The organism is Mariniflexile sp. AS56, from assembly GCF_030552475.1.
Lineage (GTDB): Bacteria > Bacteroidota > Bacteroidia > Flavobacteriales > Flavobacteriaceae > Mariniflexile.
This window is the reverse complement of the sequence record NZ_JAUPED010000003.1, coordinates 149265-162561: the sequence shown is the minus strand read 5'-3', so window position 1 is coordinate 162561 and position 13297 is coordinate 149265. Positions and strand designations below refer to the sequence as shown.

At 35.1% G+C, this 13297-nt stretch carries 7 protein-coding genes; all 7 read right to left on the bottom strand.

Annotated elements, in window-relative coordinates:
- Positions 1 to 20: 20 nt before the first annotated feature.
- The 7 genes from Q5N74_RS05175 to Q5N74_RS05145 all read right to left on the bottom strand — a co-directional run bounded on the left by Q5N74_RS05175 (position 21) and on the right by Q5N74_RS05145 (position 13185).
- On the bottom strand, positions 21 to 3269 hold the full coding sequence (locus Q5N74_RS05175) for a SusC/RagA family TonB-linked outer membrane protein (protein ID WP_304387666.1): 3249 nt from the start codon (positions 3267 to 3269) through the stop codon (positions 21 to 23).
- 584 nt (positions 3270 to 3853) lie between these two features.
- Positions 3854 to 5083 (bottom strand): glycoside hydrolase family 88 protein, encoded by a 1230-nt coding sequence (locus Q5N74_RS05170; protein ID WP_304387665.1) that lies wholly within the window; start codon positions 5081 to 5083, stop codon positions 3854 to 3856.
- Positions 5084 to 5323: 240 nt separating this feature from the next.
- Positions 5324 to 7615, bottom strand: a complete 2292-nt coding sequence (locus Q5N74_RS05165; RefSeq protein ID WP_304387664.1) for a glycoside hydrolase family 95-like protein — start codon at positions 7613 to 7615, stop codon at positions 5324 to 5326.
- A 9-nt stretch (positions 7616 to 7624) separates the two neighbouring features.
- Positions 7625 to 10141, bottom strand: coding sequence for a hypothetical protein (locus Q5N74_RS05160; RefSeq protein WP_304387662.1), 2517 nt, complete (start codon positions 10139 to 10141; stop codon positions 7625 to 7627).
- Between the two features lie 138 nt (positions 10142 to 10279).
- Positions 10280 to 11029, bottom strand: a complete 750-nt coding sequence (locus tag Q5N74_RS05155) for a GDSL-type esterase/lipase family protein (RefSeq protein WP_304387661.1) — start codon at positions 11027 to 11029, stop codon at positions 10280 to 10282.
- A gap of 55 nt (positions 11030 to 11084) precedes the next feature.
- A complete protein-coding gene (locus tag Q5N74_RS05150) occupies positions 11085 to 11951 on the bottom strand; it encodes a hypothetical protein (protein ID WP_304387660.1) in 867 nt (288 codons plus the stop codon).
- A gap of 13 nt (positions 11952 to 11964) precedes the next feature.
- Positions 11965 to 13185, bottom strand: coding sequence for a glycoside hydrolase family 88 protein (locus Q5N74_RS05145; protein ID WP_304387659.1), 1221 nt, complete (start codon positions 13183 to 13185; stop codon positions 11965 to 11967).
- Positions 13186 to 13297 lie beyond the last annotated feature (112 nt).

Here is a 13297-nt window from a genome sequence, read left to right as displayed (position 1 = left end):
ATTCTTGATTTTTTATTTAATTAAAAGTTAAGCTCTAAACCAAACAACAATGTAGAGGTGAATGGTACTATATTTCCACTTATGGCATTGCTTTGTGATTCAGGGTCTAATCCATCCTTCACGTTAGAAATAACAAATAAATCATTACCAGTTATAGATAATCGAAGTCTTTCAATACCTGCTTTTTCAAGAAATGTAGATGGTATACTATACCCTAATGAAAGTACTTTAGCTCTTAAATATTTTGCTTTAATTACATTCACATCATTAATGTGACCGTAATTCCAGTTATTTCTTTGTCCGTTCATAGAAATTACTGGTTGTTCTGCATTTGTGTTTTCAGGAGTCCACGATGAATTTATATAAGAAATATTTTGGTTTTGCCACCAACGACGCCAAGGATAAGCCAATGTTTGTGTACGAACAATATTTTGTTTTCCAACACCTTGAAAGAATGCGCTAAAATCAAAGCCTTTATACTCAAAGCCAAGATTGATACCAAAGCTGTTATGAGCATTGGCATCACCAAAATAAACCAAGTCATCTGTAGTAATATTTCCGTCACCGCTAACATCTACACGTTTTACACTACCTGGCACTAAACGATTTAGAGTTCTGTAAGCAGGAATTAATGATCCTGTCTTCATTTTAGTTTGATCTGCTTGGTCAATAAACCCAAGGTCATTATAATAATCTAGTACTTCTTGATCATTTTGTAAAAAACCATCTGTTTTGTATACAAAAATGGAATTAAGAGGCCTTCCTTCAATAGTTCTATTTTCTCCAGGAGAAATAGAAGTAGAACCATCCATACGGGTTATCTCACTCTTGCTATCCCAAACCATTACACCTACTCTATACTTAAAGTCTCCTATTTGATCTTTCCAGTTTAAAGAAACTTCCCAACCATTACTGGTAAAATCACCACTATTGGTTTTAGGCGCTGTAGCTCCTAGTACTTGAGGGTAAGTAATAGAAATTAACATATCGTTATTTTTACGATTAAAAACCTCTACCACACCACCTAAACGACGATCTAACACAGAAAAGTCAACTCCAAAATTGGTTGTTGCAACACGCTCCCATGTACGATCTGTAGATACTAAACTACCAATCCAGGCTGTGTTACTTTGTGACGGATCTGCTCCAAATATACTTGAACCAGTGTTTATTTCAGAAATATAATCATAAGCTCCAATACCAGTTACAGAACCAGTTTCACCATACGACGTGTATAATTTTAAATTGTCGAAAACATCTAAATTATCAACAAAATCTAATTTATGTAAATTAACACCTGCTGAACCTGCATAGAAGTTTTTATACCTAAAATCTGGGTGTAAACGAGAAGAACCATCTCTACGACCCAAAGCTTCTAAAAGAAAAGTTCCATCAAAGTCATAGTTTATTTTTCCAATATACGATACAAGTCCTATAGCATCTGCTCCAGAATTAAACCTAGTACCATTTGAATTATTGGGAGAACCTCCTGTAACTTGTGTGGTAATATCACCTGTATTAATGTCATCTAAACCATCAGACGCCATGTTTGATCGGGCAGTATAATACCTATTCGACTGCTGTTCCTCTCCTGTAAACCCGATTAAGGCCGATACATTATGTTTTCCAAATGAACGGTCGTAATTAGCCTGAACAACATGATTTTGAAAATCCACCTGAGTTTCATACAGTTTAACATAAGAGTTCAATAAGGTGTTATTACTTACTCCTTGGCTACTGTCTCCAAACCAATCGTAATTAGTTACAGACTTCTTTCTTTCTGTTCTAAGACCATTACGTGAACTCATATTACCAAAATAAGTAAGAGACAAACCTTTAGCGTACTTATCTAAATCTAAGGTTAATTTAGCACCTAAACGGAATATTTTCTCATCAGTAACGGTACGTCCTCCCTCATCTAATCTAGAAAGGATATTGTTTCCTCCAAAAATATCATAATATTGACCTTGTGGGTTATACAAAGGAAAAATATTCATGTCATTTATCGATTCACCAACACCTAGAGTAGGCTCATCTACAACTCGATTATCGTATGATATATTAAATTCCGTTTTTATTAAATCATTTACTTTATAAGTAAGGTTGGTTCGAAAATTATATTTCTTAGCCCCATCATAAACAAAATCTATTGGAGAACGTTCATTCGCATAACCAAGAGAGGTTCTATACGTAGCGTTTTCGTTTCCTCCAGATGCGGACAGGTTATGTCTTTTAGATATTGTAGTCCCAAATACAGCATCAAACTGGTCAACATCAGCAAAACGATGCTCTTTACTACCCAGAAAGAAGGTATCTGGTGCTACAGGAAATGTACCATTAGCAATTGCTTCGTAATTTTCTCTAGTTAACCCAAGTCTAAGCGTCCCTGTTGATTGTTGTGTTGCACCATTGTTATCTAAATAAGAGAAGGTGTCATTATTAAGCGTCTGTAAATATAATTGACCCCATTCTTGCATACCAGCAACAGGCATATCTCCAGAAAAATTCACTTGAGTTTCTCCTAAATAACTAATTTTCATTTTACCTTGTTTACCTTTCTTAGTAGTAACCAATATAACACCTCCTGCTGCTTTTGTACCATAAATAGCCGCTGCACCATCTTTCAACACAGAATAACTCTCAATATCATTTGCATTTATTGTAGATAGCTGCCATTCTGGTATTTCTAAACCGTCTACCAATATTAATGGACTAATTCCATTTACTGAAATATCTCCACGAATTTGAATACCAGTTCCTTCGTTTCCTGGTCGCGATGAAGTACGAGTAATCACCAATCCAGGAACTTCTCCTTGTAAAGCTAAGGCAGCACTTGACGACCCCTTACCTCTCATTATATCTTCTCCCTTTACTTGGGTTACCGAACCTGTTAGGGTTGCTTTCTTCTGTGTACCAAAACCAACAATTACAACCTCATCTAAAGCTGTAAGATCTGATTTTAAAGAAACATTTACAGTATTGTTACCACCTACTGTTATTTCTTGCGTTACATACCCTAAATAAGAAAATACTAAAACGCTAGCGTTTGATGGTACATTAACAGAATAGTTTCCATCAAAATCTGTAACAGCACCAATACTTGTACCCTTTACCATAACGTTTACACCAGGAATCCCCATACTATCATCAGCACTCACGACTGTACCCGTTACTGTTTTGTTTTGATCATCTACTGGAGCTGCTGTAGTCGCATATACCCCGCTAAATGAAAAACTCAACCATAAAGCCAATAACATAACTGGCTTCATAGACAACTTTTTTAATTTACTACTTTTATACATAAATACATTTTTTTGTTATAAATAATTTAGATTGAAATTAAGTTCCGGACTACCTCATCCTTTTAATCGGACCAGGTTTGAAATTTTTAATGTGTGCTTCTTTAATCATAGCTTTATTTGTTATAATGTTAATAATGACAATTTTCTAATCAATAGCTTTCAAACTATTGATTAGAATTTCTGATGCAATTTTATAAATAATAACAAGTATTTAATGTAACTTATGAGCCATTCTATTTAATTTATGACTCATTTTTACTTCAAATTCTAGAAAAAATAGTTTATTTCACACGCATGCCATTACCGTTTCTTACAACTGAAAACTACTTATGTCTAGAGTACTTCACCTACAAATCAATAAATTCACACTAACATGGTAAAATAACACGACAGACAAAAACACCCCCTCGTCCATCTAATGCTTGTTTTTTTTCTAAACTAATAACCAAATCCCAAACATTCCTTTTACGCAAAAAAAAAGCCCCTTAAAATAAATTTTAAGGGGCTACTCAAAATGAAACTAGGTTTCATAAACTAACTAAAATAACAAACTAACTCTCTATATTTTTACTCTCTATTTTCTTCAATCTTAATAAGGCTTCCATAAAGTAATAATCGGAATAAATGATAGGCACATCTATTTCTGAATTATTAGGATAATGTCCTGTAGAATGTAACAACAGGGCATCATTGGTATCACCACTAAAATAAGCATCAGACCCTAATTGTGTAATTAATGCTTTTGCTGCTTTAAAATACTTTTCTTTTAAGGTTTTATCTTCCAACTGCTCAGACAACTCTAACATTCCACAAGCAACTACACCTGCTGCCGAAGCATCTTTAGGTGCATTTGGAATTTTAGGATCATCAAAATCCCAGTAAGGAATACCATCTTCTGGTAAACGTGCTATAAAATGGTCTGCCAATTTTTGAGATGTTTTAAGGTAGGCTTCATCTCCTGTTTCGCGATAAGACATGGCGAAACCATAGATTCCCCAACCTTGACCTCTGGCCCACATAGACTCGTCTGCGTATCCTTGGTGGGTAGCACCTTTAACAAATTCACCTGTTTTATCATCAAAAGAAATCACATGATAAATAGAATAATCTGGACGTACCAAATATTTCATTGAAACATCTGCGTGACTCTTAGCTAAATCATATAATTTTTTATCGCCACCATTCTTAGCTGCCCAAAATAAAAGCTCTAAGTTCATCATGTTATCAATAATGGTGTTATGTCCAAATTTATGTTTCATTTCTGGCCATGACAAAATAGTTCCCGCTTTTGGATGGTAAAGTGTTGCTAACGTATCAGCAGCAGCAAGTAATATTTTTTTGTATTCTTCATTACCTGTTAATCTATATCCGTTACCATAACTGCAGTATACCATAAAACCAATATCATGATTATCTGCTGGTGTATAAGCGATTGTTTTTAAAGGTTCTGTAAATTTCTCAGCCCCTTTTTTAATAGCTTCATCACCCGAAAATTCATAAGCATACCAAAGAACACCAGGCCAAAAACCAGAACACCAATCTCTAACGCCTACTTTATTCCATTCCTTTTTTCCTTTAGTAATATTTCTAGGAAAACTATCCGCTTCCTTTAAACTTCCTAAAACACTTTTAATTTTAGCTACACTTTTATCAAGTACGACCTCTTCATTTGTTTTTGCAGTTACCATAGCGGTATCTCCACTTTTCTTTTTGTCTTGATTATTACAAGATAACAGGAACGCTATACAAATAACCACTGAAGTAAGTTTAAAAATTCTCATATAATATCTATCTTTTTGTTCTACAAATTTTTAAAAACACATATCTAAATTCTAGCTACATGTTACTATGCAAGTATATAAACACTTCCTTTTTTTTGATATAAACTATGAATCATTTTCAATAAATTAAAACCCTTTTTAGGCTAAAAACCCACTGTTTACAGGCCAAACCTTTTCTTACTTAAAAATTTATGCTTTTTTAAGCAAGACCAGCTACATAATTATTCTAGTGAAATTTGCTTATTTTTTTTCTGGTAAATTAAAAGAAGGCACTGGATATTCATAAACCTCTGTATATGATTTTCCTTGTTTTACACCATATAAATTGATTTCATCCGCGGGGTGTGGAATAACTCGAATTTCAGCTTTTGTAGATTTATTTGATGCCATGGTAATGCGCTCCCCTTTTTTGAGATTAATTCGAAACTCATCACTTCCTACTTTAATAATATCAATGTGGCGTCCTTCGGAAATTTGCACAGCCTCACTCCAATCGCTAATCTTCACAGTACATGAACTACCAACTAGACTTTCAATTTCCACAAATTCTGTTAGACCATTTTTACGAGAAGCACTCACCAAAAAACCGCCCTCTGCTCTTAGTTCCTTAAAACTGACAGCTTCAAAACTATCTGGAGACGCAGGAAATACACGAATTTTTTCTCCCCAGCTTTGAATAAACAACTCCAAAATACTTGATGCGGCACTTAGCGGTGTTTCAATAACTGGGTTACGTCCATGCCCCTCCATATAAAACGTATTAGGCAACAACATCGCACTTTGAATATCACCATCTAGAAACTGTTGAAGCATCTGGTTGGCATCATTTCCACGTCCTAAAGCGGCATACAAAGAAGCTGCCCCCGTATAAGAATAGCCCACTAAACCTTTACTATTATCTATTTTATGCCAATGCACCACCGATTTATCCACCAGTTCTTTAACCTTAGCATCATCTGGATTTAATTGAAATAAAGGATACAGACCAAGTAAATGCGAATAATGCCTATGTGATATATCCACAGGTTGGTTGCTAGCAATCATTAATCCATTTTCATCTTCTGGATATGGAATCAAATCAGATAAAATGCCTTTCCACTTTTTTACTTCAACGGTGTTTAATTGAAAGGTTTCACTCGTTTCTACTAAGGTATTTAACAACCAGCGCACCAAAGCGAGATTATAGTTTGTATTTGGAAAGGCTTTAAAACCGCCATATTCCGGCGAGCCCATATCTGTTAACTCTATTTTATTTTCGGCATTTCTAATCATTTTAGATTCATACACCTTGGCTATTTGCTTCGCTTTTGGCATCCATTTATCTCGAATAGCGACCTCATCCCCTTTATATCTATAAATTAACCAATAGTTATGCATCGCCCAGGCGAAATCTCCAAAGTTCTTACCACTTTTATTAGGCAACATGAAATCGAAATTATCATCAATTAATGTGATGAAGTTTTCCGCAATATCAAGATGGTTACTCGCATTAAAAGGCCAATACGTTAATTGTACATTTAAATTCCACCACAACCCTGGCCAACTGGTGTTTTTCAAAAAAGGGCCTAACAAATCTAATACAGGACCATCAGCACGTGAACAAGCCGCCATTTTATAGATTTGAATCCAGTAAAAAGACTCCATACGACCGTCTGGTACCGATAAAAATGACTTTTGAAAATAAGTATGCCACCAGTTTCTATGTGCTTCTTCCAAAGTTTTCAGTGAAACCGAAGCAGCATCTACTACTATTTTCGCAGCTACTTTTCCAGAAACATGACTTGCAGGGATTTCATTTGCAACAGCAATATACATGGTAGAACTGTTGTTTTTTGAATCTTTATTAGACCAGGCTGTTGCATAATCACCACCAGCCAATAAAGACTGTTCGCAAACTTGAACACCATCAATAGTTTTTAATTCTGGTTTTGGATTAAGTGGATATTCATTAGTTTTCAAAGTCTCTGGTTTGGCAATAATACGGGGTGAAATAGGTAAACCAGGTAACCATTCCCATTTATAATTTACAGATTGATTTGCTCTTGTTTCCGTTGAAGTCACCTCAATCACATTCAACATGCGGTCATAAGGTGTAAATGCTCTAAGCGTAATTTCACCCAAATCTGTGATAATCGTTCCTCTAATTTCCGCATTCCATAAATCTTGACGAAATTTCATATCTAAAATTTTTCCAACGGGGCGCAACACCATCCGCCCAATGTCCAGACGTGAATAATCAAATAGATTAGCACCTTTAACATTCATCGATGTTTTTTTATTGGGAGCTTTACGGTGATCGGTTACATCTTGACGCCCCACATGAAAGTCCAATCGGTTATCATCTAAATTTGCATAAACCATCATCCCAACTTGACCATTACCAACAAAGGCACCTTCATTCCATTGCTTCGGTATTTCTTCCCAAACCAAATCGTGTTGTGCCATAAATTCAGGCCAATTAATTTGGGTTACAACTTGTGATTCACTTATTAAAACACTTAAAAATGTTATAATGTAAACGATTTTTTTCATTAGATTTTTTTAATTGGTTGATTCGGTTTTTGAAACCTTCCCTTGAACCATTTCGATAATTTTCACCTGCGGAACATCACCCTTCAAGTTTTGAATGCTTAATGTTTGTATACGACCATCTTGTAATTCAACTGTAATAGTATTTTCAGATGAAGATGACATGCTTTTTATGGCCGAGGTTCCTTTATAAGGTTCTATCAAACTAAGAAAAACAGCTTCTTTATCATGTACACGAACCCCATAGGTTCTTCGGTTTGGATTATTTCTAATATCGCGTTGTTTCCCTCCGTTGGGGTAATTACTTATTAAAACTTCAGCTTTTCTTGGCCAAAGCGTATGCACATCTAGTTTCATTCCGTTTTCATCAAACTGAACCTTCGTGCCTTTTTTTGATGTATACCATTGGGCTTTTTCAAAATATTTATAAGGTGAATCATTGACTGTACTTAATTTATCTAAAACAGCACCTTTCTTTTTAGCACCTTCAATGGATGAAAAACCGACAGGATGTATCAACCAATCGTACGTGTGTTTTTGGTTTGATTTCATATAATCGGCAAGAATCACATAATCATCTGTAACAATAGACAAACGTCTTTGTTGAATAGGGTTCATATCAGGCTCATAATCGGTATCATCCCATGGCGGAAACTTATTTGCATTCCAACTTGGTATTTTGCGCCATCTCGCATTGGTTTCTACGACCGATGCTTGCATGATATCGCCTTTATAAAAAAGCAACTGCTCTGACGGAACGGCTTCTTGTTGTAAAGCATCTACCACAACCATATTGTGAGTTGCAGAAGTTTGCACACATTCTTTATATCCAGGATTGCCATAACCAAACCAGACCATTTCGGTTCCAAAATATTTATGCCCATAACGATCTAAAGCCACCAAACTTGCGCGGTCAAATTGACCATGCCAACCACCATGTGTTCCATATTTCACATAAGCTTGAATTTGATTTTCTGGGGTTTTAACCTCTTTTTGTGAGCGTAATGCAACTAAGCCTATATTTTCTCTATAATCGGATCCAGTTCTTGGATCTTCGATTTCAGGTAATTCTGGAACGCCATACATTAAAGACACCCACGATTCTCGTTTTGTTTTACTAATTACCCAAGCTAAATTGTCTAATTTATATTCACGATATGCTAATTCATAAAATTCATTCGGCTCCTTTAAGTCGGAATCGTTGGTAGATACCAAATAAGCATTTTCATCCATAAAAGGCACATAGGGTGTTACCATATCTTCCAGACCCCGTGTATTTTTCCCGGTAGGTCCCCAATTATCAAATTTCATACCCGCAAAACCTTCTTTCACGTTATCAAAATCTCTACTTTTAAATTTAACAGGAAAGCGTCTGTGGTATAAATCCATTCCGTAATTTTCAAAAGCTTGTGCTACCAAAGAATAACGTTGTACTACCAAATAACAATAGTTGGCTGTACCTTCAAACCACCAGCCATCTGCCATAACACCTTTGCCTATTTGGTCTGCCATTCCGCCATCCGCTTCTGTTAAATACTCCAATTCTGGAATATCTTGTAAAAACAGTGCAACAAATATAGCTCCTGCATTAGCACTAGCTTGGTGATTCATAATACCCAAACCATCCATGTGCTTTTTATTCAATTCTAAATAATAACGGAAGCTAGCTTCTATATTTGTTTTATCTGTTGTAGAAAGTTCTGGCTCGTTATAAACTATATCGCAGGCCGCCGATAAAAACAGAAAGAAGTTCCCCTCGTGCACTTGCACCCCATTAGTGGCTGCCCCAATAGATAAATAACCTTGTTCTTTATCGCAAACGGCTTTTATTAAAGCAATCACTTTATTTTTATAAGCTTCCTTTCCTGTTAACTTATAGGCCAATGCCAACTGAAAGGCTTTTTCACCATCACTAGCACTATAATTTAAACTAGACCACACTTTTGTTGGGCGTGGTTTGGTAATAATTTCACGCAGAGGAAACTTGAAACCATCAAGTTGTTTAAGCATGTTATCTAAATTTTGCTTTGCCCAATCGTATTGCGCTATCTTCTGTTTTGCTTCTTCAAATACATCATCGGTTACTAACAAAAACGGATGTGGTTTTGACCGTACTGAAATGAACTCTAAAGTTTCTAATTCATCTCCCAATTCATTTTTAACCACAACCACACTCGCTTCATGGCTACCCAATGACATTCTATCGCTTATCATAACCTTTAACGTACCATGATGCACTGCATGAGGTTCTAAACTGATTTTAGAATCACTCAGAATATTTTCACAAGCCAATTCTCGAGGGTTTCGCAGACTTAAATAGTAGGTTTCCGAAGTACTTTTAACATTTTTAAACTGAAAACTATAAGTTATGGTTTCGTTAACCTTAGCTGACTGGGTTTGCAAAGAACTACTTAAAACACCTTTTGATGGTTTAGAATTTGCAAAACTGATGGCTGTTATGAAAGAACACATGGCACCTATAAGTAAATGCTTTGATAATTTTTTGGATTTTAATTTGATATAATTCATTTTATAAAATTAATTTGAAGGACTTCAGTTATTTTTTTTTCATGTACTCGAAAAGAAGCCTTTTAGTAAGTAATTATAATATCAAGAGCTTATTGATTATAAATAGCAAAGCCATTGCTTGCTATTTTTTCAATGTAATTAATTTAAATTATTAATCATTTTATTTAAAAAGGACGGATAGTTTTCTCCCGTTACAGTCCCTCCTCCTTTTGCACCAGAACCTTTTGTAATGGAATCGCCAAAGCAAATTATTTTAGTATATTTATGGACTAGACCTTCTTTGGAAAGGAAGTTATAAAGTTCTTCCGCTATAAATTTATAGCCTAAAGGCGTTGGGTGCACCCCATCTTTCGCATTACTGTTCTTAGGATTTCTAATGTATAAATCTTCATTATGTTTGGGTAACTCTTTAGTCTTAAAGGATTGATTTAAATTAAAAAACAGCACGTTTTGTTCGATGGCTACTTGTTTCACCATGTCAATGGCCGTATCAATTTTTTTATTGGGAGTTTCTTTAAACAAATTCTTGTCGTGTCTTTCAAATAAATACACACTATCTACTGTGGGAGACCCCATTAATAAAACTTCAGATTTATTCTTTTTGATCGTATTTACAATGCGGGTTAAATTCGATTTATAAGTCTCGTAAGAAATCATTTTTCTTGAATTCAACATATCGTTAGTACCTATCATGAGTATTACCAAATCTGGTTTTTCATCTATAACATCTACTTGTAATCTTTTTAATAAATCGGCGGTTGTGTTACCACCAACACCTTTATTTAGAATTACAACAGGTCTAGTCTCTATAGATTTTGATGCTTTACAGTAAATTAAAGACATCGATAGTAACACTATAAGCAGATGCATTATTCGTGTTTTTTTCATTTAAAATTTGGTTTAGTTGAACATGTTGTCTACTAAAAGTAATTAAAATCACTAATCAAAAACGGTTTTCAATAATCGTTTTAGCATCATATGGGTTGGTTTTTTGTTTACCTGTGAGTAAATAGATAATCATACCAGCATCTGAAGGGTCAAAATCTCCTTTTTTGATGCAAGTAAGTTGTCTTTCATAAAGCCAATCCAATTGTTTTTGAGTTTCTGAAGAACCATTACGAATGGGTGATGTTTTAATCCAATCGAACATATGTCTAGGTGCTTTCATTCCTTCATAATCTTCACCTCCATTTTGATCGACTATTCTGTCTACAATCAATCCTTTGGATTCAAATTTTTCTTTGATTTCATCCCAAGTCCAACCGGAATGCTGTTCCCATTCATATGGTTTATCAGAATGTCTATCATTCCAGTTTGAATGCGAAATAATACGGACGAATTTCAGTTTAGTCGCATCGGCATGATGAATAGCACTTCCAACAACCTGCATAGGGCCTGCTGCAATAATAGTTAAAGGATTGCTTTTACTGGATTTATCAATCTCGGCAGTTATAGCGTTTATGGCTTTCGTGGAATCTTGAACCGCTTCAATAAAATTAGATTTTTTAAATTGAAATATCTTTTTGCCCTCTAAAGCACTTATAAGCATTTGCTTTTTACCATCACTTTTATTGTGATTACTCCCCCAAATATGATCACTAAAGGTGTAAACCGTTAGGCTATCTTGCAAGTTTTGAGCAGCCAATAGAGCTAATGTAAAGGGCGTTGCTGCCCAATCGTCATGATCGTGTTCATTCCCATCAGAACTCACTACAATTCTCCCTATGCTATATGGAATGGTTTGTCCGTAAAAAAATTGAGGCGTGATTAATAAAGCACATGCACACAGTAAGATTCTAAAATGTCTCATAGTATCTTATCTTTTAGTGACTTTTACCAATATTACTAGTGGATGCCTCCAGTTTTTCTAGTCGCAATAATGCTTCCATAAAATAATAATCGGCATAGATAATAGGCACATCAATTTCTGAACCTTTAGGATGGTGTCCTGTTGAATGCAACAATAAAGCATCATTAGCCTTTCCACTTAAATAAGTATCAGAAGAAAGAATTTCTACGAATTTTTTAGCGGCATTATTGTATTTAGCTTTTAACTTTTCATCTGAAATTATATTAGCAATTTCAAACATACCACAAGCCGCAATAGCAGCTGCAGAGGCATCTTTAGGGGCGTTCGGGATACGTGGATCGTCAAAATCCCAAAAAGGAATACCATCTTCTGGTAACCTGTTTAAAAAATGGTCGGCCAATTTGATAGACGTATCTAAAAACGCCTGTTCACCCGTTTCTCTATAAGCGACTGCAAAACCATAAATGCCCCAGGTTTGCCCTCGAGCCCACATAGACTCATCGGCATAACCTTGGTGTGTATGGCCTTTAATAAACGCACCTGTTTTATCATTAAATTCACCTAAATGATACACGGCGCTATCTGGTCTCACAATATGTTTCATGGTTACTTCGGCATGACGTTTAGCAAGGTCATAAAGGCTTTTATCACCACCATTTTTGGAAGCCCAAAATAACAACTCCAAATTCATCATATTATCAATGATGGTGTTGTGTGGGTATTTATTTTTTTTTGAAGGCCAAGACTGAATGGCACCTACTATGGGGTTGTATAAAGTGGCTAAGGTATCGGCCGCAGCCAACATCACCTCTTTATAAGCTTCATTTCCTGTTAATCTATAGCCATTACCATAACTGCAGTACACCATAAACCCAATATCATGATCTTCTGCTGGAGAAAAAGCAATTGTTTTTATGGGTGCTGTAAATTTTTCGGCTGCTTTTTTTATAGAATCGTTTCCTGAATGCTCATAAGCATACCATAAAACACCTGGCCAGAAACCACTACACCAATCTTTAACACCTACGGTTTTCCAGTGCTGTTGTCCCTTGGGAATATTTCTAGCGAAACGATCGGCACTATCCAAAGACTTTAAAACGCGTTTTATCTTAACAACATTTTGATCGAGTACACTTTCTGAATTTGCTTTAGTCGATTCATTTTTTCCTTTACCACAATTCATTAAAAGGAAAGAAACTAAAACACTTGATAAAATAATTTTAAAAACCTTCATGCTGTAACTTTTTATAATTGAAACATATACATTTAGTAAGATACTTACAAAATATAACCTATACTACAATTATAAAAATACTTGAATTGGTTTTGTATAAACCATGAACCAT